Below are 15,273 nucleotides of genomic sequence, written 5' to 3'. Positions count from 1 at the left end.
GCAATTTCGCCACATTGCGTTGCTCAAAAGCCACGATGCCTGCGTCGAACGGCTTTTGATTTGCGCAGCATAGACTTTGCAATGACGTGTGACTGTGCGGGTACCGCACTGGGCGGACCCGGGGGAATCGAAAATGACAGGCGCGCCAGCGACCTCTGTGGCCGACATGGATGCGGCATTGGGCAGGGACCGGCGGGCCTCTTTTGCCTTGCCGGGCCTTTTGCTCGCCGGTGGCGCGCTGTTGAGCGCGAGCTTTACGCTGCCGATTCTTCTCGGACTGACGCCAATCGAGCCGACGACGCAGGTGCTGGCGGCGTCTGCGGTTATCAATTCCCTTTTCATCGTCGGCCTGATGGTTTTGATCGTCCGCGAGGTGCTTCGTCTGTTCAAGGCGCGCAACCGAGGACGCGCCGCTGCCAGGCTGCATGTTCGCATCGTTGCGCTGTTCTCGGTGATTGCGATTACGCCCGCGATCCTGGTCGCCATTTTTGCCTCGATCACCTTGAATGTCGGTCTGGACCGATGGTTCTCGCTGCGCACGCAATCCATCGTGTCCTCATCGCTCAATGTGGCGCAAGCCTATATGCTGGAAAATGCCAGCTATCTGCAGGGGCAGACGATCTCGATGGCCAATGACCTCGAGCGCAACAGGGCTCTGTTCTACCTTGATCGTACCGGCTTTGTGGAATTGATGACCCGTCAGGCCCGGGGGCGCGGCATGCTGGGCGCATTCCTCGTTCGCGAGGATGGCACCGCAATCACCCAGGCGGACATCGATACCGACAAGCCTTTGCCGGCGATCCCCAAGGATGCCTTGTCGAGCGCCGCAGCAGGTCAGCCGACGCTGATCCCGCCGGGGGTAACGAACCTGGTCGGAGCCATCATCAAGCTCGACTCACTGGCCGGAACCTACCTCTACACCATCAGGGCCGTCGACCCGAAGGTAATGCAGGCCATGCGCCTGATGGAAGAGAATACCGCCGAATACAAGGCGATGGAGGACGGCCGCACAACGCTGCAGATTGCTTTTGCGATCCTCTATCTGGGCTTTGCGCTCATCGTATTGCTCGCAGCCATCTGGACGGCGATTGCCGTGGCCGACCGCATTGTGAGGCCGATCCGGCTGCTGATCGGTGCGGCCGACAGCATTGCCTCGGGCAATTTGAATGTGATCGTTCCCGTCCGCGCCGCTGACGGTGACGTTGGCAGCCTGTCGCGCACCTTCAACAAGATGGTCTCGCAGATTCGCTCGCAACGCGATGAAATTCTCGAGGCAAAGGACGAAGTCGACGATCGGCGCCGCTTCATTGAGGCTGTGCTGTCAGGGGTAACCGCGGCGGTGATCGGCGTCGAGGACGATGGCATCATCACGATCGTCAACCCGTCAGCGGAATTCTTCCTGGCCCTGCCTGCGGATCAGCTAATTGGCCATAAACTGGCTTTGGTCGCACCGGAAGTGGACCGCGTGCTTTCAGAAGCCGCCGTCCGCCATCGCGGCGAGTATCGCGAACAGATCAACATGATCCGGACAGGCAAGGAGCGGACGCTCAATGTACAGGTGACGCGGGAGGAAACACGCGGGTCCGCCGATAGCTATGTCATCACGCTCGACGACATCACCGATCTGGTGGTCGCGCAGCGTTCGACGGCCTGGGCGGATGTCGCGCGCCGCATCGCGCATGAAATCAAGAATCCGCTCACCCCGATCCAGCTCTCTGCAGAGCGCCTGAAGCGTCGCTACGGCAAGCAGATTGCCGAGGATGACAAGGCCGTCTTTAACCAGTGCACAGACACCATCGTCCGGCAGGTCGAGGATATCGGGCGTATGGTCGACGAGTTCTCATCCTTCGCCCGCATGCCGAAACCCACCAAGCAGAGTGTCGACCTTCGCGACGTCCTGACCGATGCCGTTTTCCTACGCGAGATTGGCAGTGCGGACATAAAATTTGAGCGCGAATTCGGCGACGCGCCTTTGATGGGCAACTTCGATGCCCGAATGCTGGCGCAGGCGGTCGGCAACATCGTCAAGAACGCCGCCGAATCCATTGAGGCAGTTCCACCTGAAGATTTGCCGGAGGGCGGACGTATTCTGGTCCGGTCGCACTTCGATGACGCGAATGATTGTTTCACCGTAGACGTGATCGACAACGGACGCGGTTTGCCAAGCGAGAACCGGCACAGGATTCTCGAACCCTATATGACGATGCGCGAGAAGGGCACCGGTCTCGGCCTCGCTATCGTCAAGAAGATAATTGAAGAACACGGTGGGCAGCTGGAGCTGCACGATGCACCGGTAGATTTCGACAGGGGCAGGGGTGCGATGATCCGCATTATCCTGCCACGCGCGGAATTGCCGGTCGCGGACCCCGAACGCGATAAGGGAATGACGAATGGCCTCTGATATTCTGGTAGTGGACGACGAAGAGGACATCCGCGAGATCGTCTCCGGTATCTTAAGCGACGAGGGTCATGAAACCCGCACGGCACATGATGCCGACAGCGCGCTCGCCGCCATCTCGGATCGCGCGCCAAGATTGGTTTTTCTCGACATCTGGATGCAGGGAAGCCGGCTCGATGGTCTGTCGTTGCTCGATGAGATTAAGCAGCGGCATCCCGACCTACCGGTTGTCATGATCTCCGGCCACGGCAATATCGAGACAGCCGTCTCCGCCATCAAACGCGGCGCCTTTGATTTTATCGAGAAGCCGTTCAAGGCCGATCGATTGATCCTCATTGCAGAGCGAGCACTCGAAAACTCCAAGCTCAAGCGCGAGGTGTCTGAACTCAAGCGCCGCACCGGTGATGCGATGGAGCTCATCGGAACCTCGGTTGCTGTCTCACAACTGCGCCAGACGATCGAGAAGGTTGCACCGACCAACAGCCGGATCATGATCCTCGGACCCTCCGGTTCGGGCAAGGAACTGGTCGCGCGGATGATCCATAAGCGCTCCAGCCGTGCGACAGGCCCCTTTGTTTCGCTGAATGCAGCGGCCATCACGCCGGAGCGCATGGAAATGGCACTCTTCGGAACAGAAGGCACCCCCGGTCAGCCACGCAAAATCGGCGCCTTGGAAGAAGCGCATCGGGGTATCCTGTATCTTGATGAGATCGGTGAAATGCCGCGAGAAACGCAGAACAAGATTTTGCGGGTTCTGGTCGAGCAGCAGTTCGAGCGGGTGGGGGGCTCAAAGCGCGTCAAGGTCGATGTCCGCATCATCTCCTCCAGCGCCTATAACCTTGAAGGAATGATTGCCGAGGGCCGTTTCCGTGAGGACCTGTTCCATCGATTGGCTGTGGTTCCGATCAAGGTCCCGGCGCTGGCAGAGCGGCGCGAGGATATTCCGTTCCTTGTCGATCTCTTCATGCGCCAGATTTCCGAACAGGCCGGCATCCGCCAGCGCAAGATCGGTGATGACGCCATGGCCGTGCTTCAGGCAAATGAATGGCCGGGTAATATTCGTCAGTTGCGCAACAACATGGAACGTCTGATGATCCTGGTTCAGGCGGACAGCCCTGAAACCCCCATCAGTGCCGACATGCTGCCGCAGGACTTTTCGGATATGCTGCCCAAGGTCTCTGCGCGCAACGATACCCACATCATGACCCTGCCGCTCCGGGAAGCGCGTGAAATGTTTGAACGCGATTATTTGATCGCCCAGATCAACCGCTTCGGTGGCAATATTTCGCGTACCGCGGAATTTGTCGGCATGGAGCGTTCAGCCCTGCATCGCAAACTCAAATCGCTTGGCGTATAAGCGCTGAGACGAGTCTGGCTAGACCGTCAGCCGACATGGGAACTAGGGCATGAAAGTCATCATTTGCGGTGCGGGACAGGTTGGATTCGGTATCGCCGAGCGATTGTCACAGGAGGATAACGACGTATCGATCATCGATACCTCGGCCTCGTTGATCAACAACATCACCGAGACTCTTGATGTCCGCGGCTATGTCGGTCACGGCGCACACCCTGATGTTCTGGCGCGCGCCGGAGCCGATCAAGCCGAAATGCTGATCGCCGTGACACTCTATGACGAAATCAACATGACCGCCTGCCAGGTGGCCCATTCTCTTTTCAACGTTCCAACAAAGATTGCCCGCATCCGTTCGCAGAACTATCTGCTTCCGGAATATTCGGACCTGTTCAGCCGCGACAATCTTCCGATCGATGTGGCCATTTCGCCGGAAATCGAAGTCGGCAAAATGGTCTTGCGCCGGATTTCCTTTCCCGGCGCGACCGATATCGTTCGGTTTGCTGACGATGCCGTGGCGATGCTGGCCATCGAATGCATGGAGGATTGCCCGGTTGTCGATACGCCACTCAATCAGCTCAGCGAACTTTTCCCGGATCTGATGGCGACGGTTTGTGCAATCTATCGCAACGGCCGACTGACGGTGGCGCGTTCGCAGGACCAGTTGCATGTGGGCGATCTCGCCTATGTCATCTGCCAGAAGGATCACGCACGCCGCACGCTGGGCCTTTTCGGCCATGAAGAACAGGAAGCCGCCCGCATCGTCATCGCTGGCGGAGGCAATATCGGCTACTATGTTGCTCAGACCATCGAGCAGATGCAGCCGCGGATGCGGCTGAAGATAATCGAGAGCGATCGTGAGCGGGCCTTGATGGTGTCTGATCAGCTGCCGAACGCAATCGTGCTGCACGGCTCCGCACTTGATCAGTCAATTCTTCAGCAGGCGGACATCCAGGACGCCGACCTGATGGTGACCCTTACCAACAACGACCAGACAAATATCCTCGGTGCTGCCATGGCGAAGCGTCTTGGCTGCAAATCGGGGATGGCGCTGATCAACAACCCGTCCTTCCACGATATTGCCGGATCGATCGGAATCGATGCTGCGATAAACCCCCGCGCCGTGACCATTTCGCGCGTGCTGCAGCATGTCCGCAAGGGTCGCATCCGCGCGGTCTATGCCGTGCAAAAGGGCAAGGCGGAAGTGATCGAAGCGGAAGCCTTGGAAACCTCGCCTCTGGTCGGTCGCCCGTTCCGCGATCTTGAATTGCCGCCTGGCTTGCGAATTGGCGCGATCTATCGCGACAAGATGGTGATCAGGCCCAGTGGCGACACGAAGATCAAGGCGAAAGATCGTGTCGTGCTCTTTGCGGCGGCAGATGCGGTCCGCCATGTCGAACAGCTCTTCCGCGTATCCATCCAGTATTTCTGAGGCCATCCATGTCGAGAATTGCCTATGTCAACGGCCGCTACCTGCCGCATGCCGGTGCAGCTGTTCACATCGAAGACCGCGGGTTCCAATTCGCCGACGGTGTTTATGAAGTCTGCGAAGTCCGCCATGGTCTGATTGTTGATCTGACCCGTCACCTCGATCGTCTGGATCGATCGCTCCGCGAGTTGGCGATTGCGCAGCCGATGAGCAGAGCGGCTTTGACAGCTGTGATACGAGAGGTGGTTCGGCGGAATCGCGTGCGCAACGGCTTGTTCTATCTGCAGGTGACGCGCGGGGTCGCGCGGCGTGACCATGTCTATCCCAAGGCCGAGACACCCGTCTCTCTGGTCATCACGGCCAAGCAGACAGACCCTGCGATTATCGCTGCAAAGAATGCCAAGGGCCTGAAGGCAATCACCTTGCCGGACAACCGCTGGGATCGCGTGGATATCAAGACTGTCGGTCTTCTGCCCAATGCCATGGCACGCCAGGCTGCCAAGGAAGCCGGCGCCCAAGAGGCAATCTATGTCGACGCCGACGGCATGGTGACCGAAGGTGCCGCCACCAATGTCTGGATCGTCGACGGCGATGGCAGGCTGGTAACGCGCCCCGCCGATCACGGCATCCTGCGGGGCATCACCCGCACCGGAATTCAGGATGTGGCCGCAAAGCTTGGGATCGATATCGTTGAACGGCGCTTCTCGCGTGACGAGATGCTGGCCGCACGGGAAGTCTTCATAACGGCGGCAACGAGCATCTGCTTTCCCATCGTTGAAATCGATGGTCAGACCGTTGCCAATGGCCACCCTGGCGCAATGGCAGAGCGCATCCGCATGGCGTTTTTCGACGTTGCGGAGAAGACAGCGATTTGATACCACATTCGCCTGAGGCGGAGTGCGGGGGCATTTCCTGCGTCCTATCAGCACCTAAGAATAATCACACCGGCCGAAAACGACCGGCAATAAAGAAAGAAGCGGCGCCATGGCGGAACGTTCTCAAAACCTGCAGGATCTTTTCCTCAACACCGTTCGTAAGAAAAAGATTTCGCTGACGATCTTCCTGATCAACGGCGTGAAGCTGACCGGTGTCGTGACATCCTTTGACAATTTCTGCGTTCTCCTGCGCCGCGACGGTCATTCGCAGCTGGTCTACAAGCACGCAATCTCGACCATCATGCCTGGCCAGCCGATGGATATGTTCGAGAACGACGACGCCCCATCCGGACAGGATTGAGATCATCACCAGCCGCGATACAAAGAACGATTCGATCATCCCGGAGGACGAAAAATCCCGGGATGACATGCGGGCGCTTGTGCTTGTGCCGGTGTTGAAGCAGGCAAAGGTTCAGCCTCTGCCGGAAGGCGCGCCGCCGGCGCCAAGCCGTTCCAACGAAGCGCGCCTTGAAGAAGCAATCGGCCTTGCCCGCGCAATCGATCTGACGATTGTTCAGGGGCTGATTGTGGCGGTGAACCAGCCCCGTCCTGCGACCTTGCTCGGCACTGGCAAGATTGCGGAAATAAAGGCGCTGCTCGATGAATTGGACGCCGGCCTTGTCATCGTCGATCATCCGCTGACACCGGTGCAGCAACGCAATCTTGAGAAGGAATGGGGCGCAAAAGTCATCGACCGAACCGGCCTCATCCTTGAGATTTTCGGCCGCCGAGCCTCCACGAAGGAGGGCACGCTGCAGGTTGAACTTGCCCATCTGAACTATCAGAAGGGTCGGTTGGTTCGCTCCTGGACCCACCTTGAACGCCAGCGCGGTGGGGCGGGCTTCATGGGTGGTCCGGGTGAAACCCAGATCGAAGCCGACCGCCGTCAGCTGCAGGACAAGATCATCAAGCTCGAGCGCGAGCTGGAACAGGTCGTTCGTACCCGTCAGCTGCACCGCGCCAAACGTCGCAAGGTGCCGCATCCGATCGTGGCGCTGGTCGGCTATACCAACGCCGGCAAGTCGACGCTGTTCAACCGTATTACGGGTGCCGGCGTGCTTGCCGAAGACATGCTCTTTGCGACCCTCGATCCAACGCTGCGCCGCATGAAGCTGCCGCATGGCCGCACGGTCATCATGTCCGACACCGTCGGCTTCATCTCCGACCTGCCGACCCACCTCGTCGCCGCCTTCCGGGCCACGTTGGAAGAGGTGCTGGAAGCCGATCTCATTCTGCATGTCCGCGACATGTCGGACCCGGACAACCGTGCCCAATCGGCGGATGTGCTGCGCATTCTCGACGATCTCGGCATCGACGAGAAGGAACGTTCCGAGCGCATCTTGGAAGTCTGGAACAAGATCGACCGGCTCGATCCGGAAAATCACGATGGTCTCCTGCAAAAGGCTGCCAGCCGCGACAATGTCTTGCCGGTTTCCGCCATCAGCGGCGAGGGCGTCGAGACGCTGCTTGACGTAATTTCGCAACGGCTCTCCGGTGTCCTCACCGAGGCGACGATCACTATTCCCGCCGACAAACACGCCGTAATATCCTGGCTGTATGAGAACGCCGTTGTCAGCGAGCGCGAGGACCATGAAGACGGTTCCGTCAGCCTCGATGTGCGCTTGACCGATCGCCAGGCGAATGAGCTCGAACGGAAGCTCGGTGGATTGAAGCCAAAGCCTGAAGAAGATTGGGAGCGCTGAAGAGCGCTTTCCGCCGATTGATCCAGGTCAAGTGGTCCCGACCCCAAATGTGTCAACTTTTATTTACACATTTGGGGAGGTGGTCATGCGCATCGTCTTCATTCATCCGAACTATCACTCCGGCGGCGCCGAGATCGCCGGCAACTGGCCGCCCGCCTGGGTCGCCTATCTCGGCGGAGCACTGAGATCCGCGGGCTTCACCGACATCCATTTCCTCGATGCCATGACCAACGATATGTCCGAGGACCGTCTGCGCGGGGAACTACGCCGCCTGCAGCCTGACATCATCGGCTGTACCGCGATCACGCCGTCAATTTACATGGCAGAGCGTTGCCTCGAGTTGGCAAAGCAGGTCTGCCCAGAAGCCCTGCGTGTGCTCGGCGGTGTCCATGCCACCTTCATGTACCAGCAGGTCCTGACAGAAGCGCCCCAAGTCGATGTTATCGTTCGCGGTGAGGGCGAGGAGATCATTGTCGAGCTTGTCCGCGCTTTTGCAACCGGTGGCTGGAAGGAGGCGAGGGCAGGGATCAGGGGGCTCGCCTACACCACCGACGACGGTAAGATCGTCGCCACGCCCGCAGCGCCAACCGTCAAGAATTTCGACGCCGTCGAACCCGATTGGACGCTTCTCGAATGGGAGAAATACATCTACCTTCCTCTTGGTGTGCGGGTCGCCATTCCCAATATGGCGCGCGGCTGTCCCTTCACCTGTTCCTTCTGCTCGCAATGGAAGTTCTGGCGCGACTACCGCATTCGCGATCCGAAGAAGGTGGTCGACGAGATCGAAAAACTGGTCAAGGATCACCAGGTCGGGTTCTTCATCCTTGCGGACGAGGAGCCAACCATCAACCGCAAGAAGTTCATCGCCTTTTGCGAGGAGTTGATCGCGCGTGGCCTGCCGGACAAGGTCAAATGGGGCATCAACACCCGCGTCACCGACATCATCCGTGACGAGGACTATCTGGCGCTATACCGCAAGGCAGGCCTTGTGCATGTCTCGCTCGGTACGGAAGCCGCGGCCCAATTGAAACTCGATCGGTTCAACAAGGAAACCAAGGTCGAACAGAACAAGAAGGCGATCCGGCTCCTGCGCGAAGCGGACATCTTCACCGAAGCGCAGTTCATCGTCGGCCTTGAAAACGAGACGGCCGAGACGCTCGAGGAAACCTATCGCATGGCCCGCGACTGGAATCCGGATCTCGCCAACTGGGCCATGTATACGCCGTGGCCCTTCTCGCCGCTCTTCCAGGAACTGGGCGATAAAGTCGAGATTTTCGACTTCTCGAAGTACAATTTCGTTACCCCGATCATGAAGCCCGACGCCATGGACCGCGCCGAGCTGCTCGACCGCGTGATGAACAATTACCGTCGCTTCTACATGATCAAGGCGCTTTTCCATTACCCCTGGCGCGGAAAGGGTTTTCGGCGCCGCTATCTGCTGGGCTGCCTCAAGGCCTTCCTCAAGGCAGGCTTCGAGCGCAAGTTCTACGATCTCGGCAAGCATAATTACTGGGGCCCTCAATCGAAGGACAAGGTTGATTTCGGCTTTGACATGACCCGCCGCATCGCCCCGGCGCAGATGGCCGACTGGCAGGCGGCCTCCGACCGCGCAAGCCAAATGCGTGCCCGCAAGGCCGGCGAGGCGGATGGCATCCCCACACCGGTTATGGCTTGCGGCGGCGGGCCGGAGAGCCACGATGCCGTCCTCTGAATACGGCCTTGGCAGGCTCTTCGACGTTGAGGCAAAGGGGACAGATGCGGTTGAGCCTTCGCCCGCCCGCCTCGGCCCCAATGCCATCATCCAAGCAGGCGAGGTCCTGTCGTCGCGTTACGGCTTTGGCGCCGCCAGCCGGATCTACGAGGCAGCCGGATTGTCTCGTTACATCCAAACGCCACCGGAAGCCTTGATCGACGAACGGGAAGCCCAAGCACTCTTTGCCGCCATCCGCCAAGCCTTGCCGGCGGGCGAAGCCGACAAGGTACTGTCTGAAGCCGGGAGCCGGACAGCGCAGTACATTCTAAAGAACAGGATCCCGAAAACCGCGCGGCAGATCCTGCCGCTCTTGCCTTCGGCAATCGCCTCGCGCGCCCTCGTCTCCGCCATCTCCCGCCACGCCTGGACTTTTTCCGGCAGCGGCCGTTTCGCGGCGAGGGTGCGGGGCTGGCGGCACCCGGTCCCGACCCTGGTGATTGCCGGCAATCCGCTGGCAACACCGGGTTGCCCGTGGCACGGCGCAGTCTTCAAAGGACTGTTCGAGGCTCTGACGTCAGCGCACGTCGTCATCGCGCATGCCCGTTGCTGCGGGCGCGGCAATGCTCTCTGCGAGTGGGTGATCAAGGCCGAGAAACCAAATCGGTCGCGGTCGCCAAAGCTTCTTGAAGCCGCAGACGCGCGACAGGATCGAGCAGGTCACCCGTGACAAGCGCGGATACGATTGCCCGGATGCCGGGAAGCGTGGTGATCGGCGCGATAACATGGTCGCGCAGGACAGGCAGCAACCGGCTATCCGACTGGTAGAACGGCGTCAGCACCCGGCTGAGAAACTGGTAGCTTGAAACATGCAGTCGGCGCTGGCGCAGATGAACCCGGATGGCCGCATCAAGATCCGGGGCATGGACGAGAGCGGAGGTCAGCGACGCCGCGTCAAGCAGCGCCATGTTTGCCCCTTGGCCGAGTTGCGGGCTCGTCGCATGCCAGGCATCACCGATGCGGACCGCATGCCGGCCGATGACGGGTGGTCGGGTCAGATGGCGATAACGCGCATGCACCGGCTCGGCGATTTCGGCAAGCGGGACCGCCTCCGGCCAGAGCCGCTCGACCTGCGGCAGCCACGCCTTGCGACCGTCCTTAACCCAACCGGCGTAATCGGCTCCCCGCAGGCTCCAAAAGAACGTCGCCATGGCTGGGGCGTCTTCCGTGGCGGTACCGACCGGCAGGACACCCGCCATATAGGCAGCCCGCGCATATCGCTGTTCAAGCAGATTTTCCTGAAACGGCCCATCGGTTGGGAAGGGAACGTAGCCCAGAGCGCGCCGTATTGCAGCTCGCTGTCAGCACGATTGCCGAGTGGAGAGCTGGAGCCCATGCAATCAACGAGAAGTGTGGCGGATGCCGATTTCGTCCCATTGTTGAAAACGAGGCGGGGCTCAAGACCGGTATCGACATCGGCAACTTTTGCTGCTGCTTCAAATCGCGCGCCAGCGGACTTCGCCGCCTCGAACAGGGTGGAAAACAGTGCCGCCCGCTGCACGGCGATGCCGAATTCGCCTCGGCGGTAGCGCACGTCGAGCACCGGCGCGCCGTCGGTTTTCAAACGTCCAATCATCCGATCGATGCGCCGTCCGCGCGCGGCGACAGGCGTTAGCAGGCCCATGGCCTCCAGCACCTGCGCGCCAGTCGGCTGAAGCACGAAGCCGGAACCGACAGGGCGGGGTGCATCCATCTGGTCATAGACCGTGACGCAAGCGCCATGACGGGCAAGCATCGTGCCCAAAGCAAGTCCGCCGACACCAGCACCGGCAATGGCGACCTCAAACCGTTGAAGCTGCATGATCGATCAGCCGATCTGCCGCTCAAGGGCTTTGGCAGCCTGCCAGAGTTCTTCCATCCGATCGAGGCTCGCTGCCGAGATATCCTCACCTGAAGCATAAAGCGTCTTCTCTATGTAGCTGAAGCGACGCCGAAATTTTGTATTTGTTCCCCTCAAAGCCTGTTCCGGCTCGGCCCCCACGTGCCGTCCGATATTGACGAGCGCGAAGAACAGATCTCCCAGCTCATCCTTCACTTTTTCAGGCCGGTTTTCTGCCAACGCTTCCCGCAATTCGCCGATCTCTTCCTCGATCTTGTCGAGGATAGGTGCGGCCTCCGACCAGTCGAAACCGACCTTGGCAGCTCGCTCCTGCAGCTTCAAAGCCTCGGTCAGGGCTGGGAATGAGCGCTGCACAGACCCGAGGTAACCTGTATCGGGATCAGCTGCGGCGCCGCGTGCTGCCCGTCGTGCCTTGCGGTCAGCCTTTTCCTGCTGCTTGATCGCATCCCACTGTGCCTTCACCGCCTCCGGCGTGTCGGCGTCAGACCGGGCAAACACATGCGGGTGCCGCCGGATCATTTTGCGCGTGATTGCCTCAACGACGTCACCAAACGAAAACAGCCCCTCTTCCTCGGCAATGCGGGCGTGAAAGGCCACTTGCAACAAGAGATCGCCGAGCTCCTCGCAAAGATCGTCCGGATCCCGCCGCTCGATGGCATCGGCGACTTCGTAGGCCTCTTCGATCGTGTAGGGTTTGATGGTTTCGAAGGTCTGGACAATATCCCAAGGGCAGCCTGTTTCAGCGTGACGCAGGGCCGCCATGATCTCGATGAGGCGGTTGATGTCTTTGGAGGATTGCATGCGGATGCCTTTGGTTAGTCTGGTGCGCGATGACAGACGGCTTCGATACGACGACCATCGGGATCGATAACGAAGGCCGCATAGTAGTTCTGATGATATTGCGGTCGGAGCCCCGGCGGACCATCATCCGTGCCGCCATTCTCCAGCGCTGCCGCGTGAAAGGCGTCGACCGCCGCGCGTGACGGGGCAGAGAACGCATAGTGGGTCTTTGGATTATTTGAGATCGTCTCCGGAGCAACAAGGTTGACGTAGAAGTCATCGGATCCATCAATCGCCCAGCCGGCCGATACATCTGTCACAGCCACCTCGACTGCGCCGAGTGGCGCGAACGCTGCGGTGTAGAAACGGCGGGCCTTGCCGAGGTCGGCGGTAGCGAGCGAGATGTGGTCGATCATCGACATTCGGGGGCAATCCTGTGTGACAAGGCCGAGCGGCATCAGGCAAAGTCAGTTAAGCGGTATGTCATTGTCCTGCTTTGTCGACTGGTAAGCTCCCGAAAGCCGGTCATAGGCGGCCCTAATGCGGCTGACCTGCTCGAAAAGGGCAGGCCGCTCGCCGTCATCAGCCGACGCCACCATCTCGATCATCGCATGGCTGAGCCAGAAGGCATTCTGTCGCCGATAGCCGCCCGGTTCGAGGCCGAAGACTTCCTTCAGGATCTTCAAATCGTGCGGAATCGCAAACTCGTCGCGGCTGTCTTCATGGCTAAAGAAATAGTAGAAATTGTCGAAACCCGCCCAGGTGATCGCCGACATGCACATGGTGCAGGGTTCATGCGTCGAGAGCAAGATCAGGTCCTTGGTGTTCGGTCGCTCGCCCAGTTCGTAGAAACGTTTCAACGTATGCACTTCGCCGTGCCAGAGCGGATTTTCGAGCTCGTTGTTTGTTTCCGCGAGCACGAGCGAAAGATCGGACTTGCGCAGGATTGCAGCACCGAACACCTTGTTGCCAAGCGACACGCCACGTTCGGTGAGGGGAAGGATATCGTGTTCGATCACGTCGAGCAGTCGACGGGTCAGTTGGAAAGACGTCACTTGCACCTCCATTCGTGCGCAAAGCGATCCTATCCGCTAGAGCGCCGTCACTGGAAGAAAAATGATCTGCAGTCACCAAGTTTTCCGGTGCCGTCGGTCTGTTCAGCCAGGTTCAACACCGCGTTCCCGCGACACGGTCACTTTTGCTCGCAACTGTGCATCGGCTAGGAAAGAAATACCGGACCTGGAGAGAGAGGGGATTCATCTTTCTTCAAATTGGCTGATGTAACGGCGATAGTGCGACCGAATGCCATCGGATGATTCATGACGCAGCAGGACAAACAGCTTTCGGTCTTTCCGGCCTTCTTCAAGGTCGAAGGTGAGGTCGCCGCCGTTTTTGGGAACGGTGATGAGGCCTATGCGAAGGTGCGTCTGCTGAAGAACACCGAGGCCCGCATTGTCGCTTATGCCGATGCCCCGGAAGCGGACTACGCGGCCTACCTTGCCGCGAACGCGATCTTTCAGATCGCCGAGGCTTTTGACCCCGCGCAGGTGGAAGGTGCGCGCCTGGTCTTTGCGGCGACGGGTGAGGGCGCTCTCGACCGTAAGATCGTCGCGGCAGCCCGCGCGGCCCGCATCCCAGCCAACGCCGTGGATCAGCCAGACTATTGCGACTTTTACACACCTGCGCTCGTCAACCGCGCCCCGATCGCTGTCGCCATCGGCACCGAAGGGGTCGGCCCGGTTCTCGCCCAGATGATCCGCGCCGACATTGACCGACTGCTGCCCCGTTCGCTTGGCAAGCTCGGTCGCCTGGCCAACTCCTATCGCCGCGCCGTTGATCGTCTGGTGCCGCGTGGCGCCCCGCGCCGCCTCTTCTGGCGCGACTTCTTCAAGGGAACGGTCGCCGACCACGTCGAATCCGACGAGATCAGTCTCGCGCGCCGGGAAGCCACCCGCCTGCTGAAAGGCGTTGCCGCCGACCGTCTGGAAGGCCGGGTGTTTCTCGTCGGTGCAGGCCCGGGTGCCGAAGATCTTTTGACGCTGCGCGCCCATCGCTTGATGATGGAGTGCGACGCCATCGTCTATGATGCTTTGGTGCCGCGCGAAGTGGTCGACATGGGCCGCCGTGACGCCGAGCGCATCCCTGTCAGCAAACGCAAGGGCTGCCACTCCAAATCCCAGAGCGAGATCAACGCATTGCTCGTCGAACTCGGCCAGGCCGGCAAGCGTGTCGTGCGCTTGAAGTCTGGCGATCCCCTGATTTTCGGTCGGGCAGGCGAGGAAATGGCGGCGCTCCGCGACGCCGGCATCGCTTATGAGATCGTTCCCGGCGTCACCTCAGCGCTCGCCGCGGCCGCTGATTTTGAGCTGCCGCTGACGCTCCGCGGCGTGTCCTCGTCGCTCGTCTTCACGACCGGCCATGACTTGCAGGGCAATGTGCTGCCCGATTGGGCCACGCTTGCTTTGTCGGGTGCCACCGTCGCCGTCTATATGGGCCGCACGGTCGCAGCCTCCGTCGCCGAACGCCTGATGGCAGGCGGCCTCGCCGAAGACACGACTGTTGCGGTCGTCGAAAATGCCGGGCGCCGCGACAGCCGCCTGCTGCACGGGACGCTCAAGGAATTGCCAGGCCTGGAGGTTCGCACGGAGCTGACAGGTCCGGTCATGGTCATCATCGGCGACGCTGTCGCCGGCGCCGATTTCAGCCGCTCCGAGCCTTTGGGTGCGCGCGTGACGGCTGAACTGGAAACGCAGAGGATTTGACATGGTAGACAAGGTTCTGACAGCAAACCGACTGACCGACGGCATCGCCGTATGGCTGGACGCCAGCGGCCAGTGGACCGAGCGTCTGCAGGACGCCTTCGTCGCCCGCCACGCAGAAGCTGTCGAGGCGCTCGAAGCCGCCGGCAAACAGGCCTTCGCCAGCAATCTCGTCGTCGATGTGAACGTCATTGAGATCGAGGAAAAGGATGGCAAGTTGCGCCCGCTGCGCCTGCGCGAACGTATCCGGGCGGAAGGCCCGACCATTGCATATGCAGAAGGGCACGGCTATGCCGACCCGGCATTCATCGCGGCGTAAGGCCTGAGG

Annotated in this window: 14 protein-coding genes and 1 pseudogene; 10 read left to right on the top strand and 5 right to left on the bottom strand. The window is 60.1% G+C overall.

Features of this window, described 5'->3' with window-relative positions; all coding sequences use genetic code 11:
- Positions 1-133 precede the first annotated feature (133 nt).
- The 8 genes from FAA97_RS03170 (at position 134) to bchJ (ending at position 10,236) form a co-directional block, all read left to right on the top strand.
- On the top strand, positions 134-2,401 hold the full coding sequence (locus tag FAA97_RS03170) for a sensor histidine kinase NtrY-like (protein WP_136597065.1): 2,268 nt from the start codon (positions 134-136) through the stop codon (positions 2,399-2,401).
- Entirely contained in the window at positions 2,391-3,755 is a 1,365-nt protein-coding gene (gene ntrX, locus FAA97_RS03165) for a nitrogen assimilation response regulator NtrX (protein WP_136597064.1), read from the top strand. The genes FAA97_RS03170 and ntrX overlap by 11 nt, the downstream gene beginning before the upstream one ends.
- Positions 3,756-3,804: 49 nt before the next feature.
- Positions 3,805-5,181, top strand: coding sequence for a Trk system potassium transporter TrkA (gene trkA, locus FAA97_RS03160; RefSeq protein ID WP_136597063.1), 1,377 nt, complete (start codon positions 3,805-3,807; stop codon positions 5,179-5,181).
- An 8-nt stretch (positions 5,182-5,189) separates the two neighbouring features.
- The gene (locus FAA97_RS03155) at positions 5,190-6,053 is read left to right on the top strand and encodes a D-amino-acid transaminase (RefSeq protein ID WP_136597062.1); all 864 of its coding nucleotides are present in this window, start codon (positions 5,190-5,192) and stop codon (positions 6,051-6,053) included.
- 109 nt (positions 6,054-6,162) lie between these two features.
- Positions 6,163-6,414, top strand: coding sequence for an RNA chaperone Hfq (hfq, locus tag FAA97_RS03150; protein ID WP_136597061.1), 252 nt, complete (start codon positions 6,163-6,165; stop codon positions 6,412-6,414).
- Entirely contained in the window at positions 6,410-7,816 is a 1,407-nt protein-coding gene (hflX, locus tag FAA97_RS03145; RefSeq protein WP_206109964.1) for a GTPase HflX, read from the top strand. Before hfq ends, hflX begins: the two co-directional genes overlap by 5 nt.
- Before the next feature lie 85 nt (positions 7,817-7,901).
- Positions 7,902-9,527, top strand: coding sequence for a magnesium-protoporphyrin IX monomethyl ester anaerobic oxidative cyclase (gene bchE, locus FAA97_RS03140; protein ID WP_136597059.1), 1,626 nt, complete (start codon positions 7,902-7,904; stop codon positions 9,525-9,527).
- Entirely contained in the window at positions 9,514-10,236 is a 723-nt protein-coding gene (bchJ, locus tag FAA97_RS03135) for a bacteriochlorophyll 4-vinyl reductase (protein ID WP_168800905.1), read from the top strand. The genes bchE and bchJ overlap by 14 nt, the downstream gene beginning before the upstream one ends.
- Here the strand turns inward: bchJ and FAA97_RS21220 are convergent.
- The 5 genes and pseudogenes from FAA97_RS21220 to FAA97_RS03115 all read right to left on the bottom strand — a co-directional run bounded on the left by FAA97_RS21220 (position 10,151) and on the right by FAA97_RS03115 (position 13,253).
- A complete protein-coding gene (locus FAA97_RS21220; protein ID WP_246041358.1) occupies positions 10,151-10,717 on the bottom strand; it encodes an FAD-dependent oxidoreductase in 567 nt (188 codons plus the stop codon). The two genes, bchJ and FAA97_RS21220, sit on opposite strands and share 86 nt — an antisense overlap.
- A 203-nt stretch (positions 10,718-10,920) precedes the next feature.
- Positions 10,921-11,301 (bottom strand): annotated as a pseudogene (locus tag FAA97_RS21215) (FAD-dependent oxidoreductase); the annotation flags it as partial.
- A gap of 72 nt (positions 11,302-11,373) precedes the next feature.
- Positions 11,374-12,207 carry a nucleoside triphosphate pyrophosphohydrolase gene (mazG, locus tag FAA97_RS03125; RefSeq protein ID WP_136597057.1) on the bottom strand — a complete coding sequence of 278 codons (834 nt, stop codon included), beginning with the start codon at positions 12,205-12,207 and terminating at the stop codon, positions 11,374-11,376.
- 14 nt (positions 12,208-12,221) lie between these two features.
- Positions 12,222-12,602, bottom strand: coding sequence for a VOC family protein (locus FAA97_RS03120; RefSeq protein WP_136597694.1), 381 nt, complete (start codon positions 12,600-12,602; stop codon positions 12,222-12,224).
- A 51-nt stretch (positions 12,603-12,653) separates the two neighbouring features.
- Entirely contained in the window at positions 12,654-13,253 is a 600-nt protein-coding gene (locus FAA97_RS03115) for a deaminase (RefSeq protein WP_168800904.1), read from the bottom strand.
- A 252-nt stretch (positions 13,254-13,505) separates the two neighbouring features.
- Between FAA97_RS03115 and cysG the strand changes: the two genes are divergently transcribed.
- Together cysG and FAA97_RS03105 are read left to right on the top strand one after the other, a co-directional pair.
- Positions 13,506-14,948, top strand: a complete 1,443-nt coding sequence (gene cysG / locus FAA97_RS03110; protein ID WP_136597055.1) for a siroheme synthase CysG — start codon at positions 13,506-13,508, stop codon at positions 14,946-14,948.
- A gap of 1 nt (position 14,949) precedes the next feature.
- A complete protein-coding gene (locus tag FAA97_RS03105; RefSeq protein WP_136597054.1) occupies positions 14,950-15,264 on the top strand; it encodes a DUF2849 domain-containing protein in 315 nt (104 codons plus the stop codon).
- Positions 15,265-15,273 lie beyond the last annotated feature (9 nt).

This window comes from Peteryoungia ipomoeae (genome assembly GCF_004912165.1).
In the GTDB taxonomy this organism is placed as follows: domain Bacteria; phylum Pseudomonadota; class Alphaproteobacteria; order Rhizobiales; family Rhizobiaceae; genus Allorhizobium; species Allorhizobium ipomoeae.
This window is presented reverse-complemented; position numbering and strand designations above follow the sequence as displayed.

Excerpts from the sequence above, each read along its gene's own strand:
- FAA97_RS03170 (WP_136597065.1), top strand. The coding sequence starts at position 134 with ATGACAGGCGCGCCAGCGACCTCTGTGGCCGACATGGATGCGGCATTG.
- ntrX (WP_136597064.1), top strand. The coding sequence starts at position 2,391 with ATGGCCTCTGATATTCTGGTAGTGGACGACGAAGAGGACATCCGCGAG.
- trkA (WP_136597063.1), top strand. The coding sequence starts at position 3,805 with ATGAAAGTCATCATTTGCGGTGCGGGACAGGTTGGATTCGGTATCGCC.
- FAA97_RS03155 (WP_136597062.1), top strand. The coding sequence starts at position 5,190 with ATGTCGAGAATTGCCTATGTCAACGGCCGCTACCTGCCGCATGCCGGT.
- hfq (WP_136597061.1), top strand. The coding sequence starts at position 6,163 with ATGGCGGAACGTTCTCAAAACCTGCAGGATCTTTTCCTCAACACCGTT.
- bchE (WP_136597059.1), top strand. The coding sequence starts at position 7,902 with ATGCGCATCGTCTTCATTCATCCGAACTATCACTCCGGCGGCGCCGAG.
- bchJ (WP_168800905.1), top strand. The coding sequence starts at position 9,514 with ATGCCGTCCTCTGAATACGGCCTTGGCAGGCTCTTCGACGTTGAGGCA.
- FAA97_RS21220 (WP_246041358.1), bottom strand. The coding sequence starts at position 10,717 with ATGGCGACGTTCTTTTGGAGCCTGCGGGGAGCCGATTACGCCGGTTGG.
- mazG (WP_136597057.1), bottom strand. The coding sequence starts at position 12,207 with ATGCAATCCTCCAAAGACATCAACCGCCTCATCGAGATCATGGCGGCC.
- FAA97_RS03120 (WP_136597694.1), bottom strand. The coding sequence starts at position 12,602 with ATGATCGACCACATCTCGCTCGCTACCGCCGACCTCGGCAAGGCCCGC.
- FAA97_RS03115 (WP_168800904.1), bottom strand. The coding sequence starts at position 13,253 with ATGGAGGTGCAAGTGACGTCTTTCCAACTGACCCGTCGACTGCTCGAC.
- cysG (WP_136597055.1), top strand. The coding sequence starts at position 13,506 with ATGACGCAGCAGGACAAACAGCTTTCGGTCTTTCCGGCCTTCTTCAAG.
- FAA97_RS03105 (WP_136597054.1), top strand. The coding sequence starts at position 14,950 with ATGGTAGACAAGGTTCTGACAGCAAACCGACTGACCGACGGCATCGCC.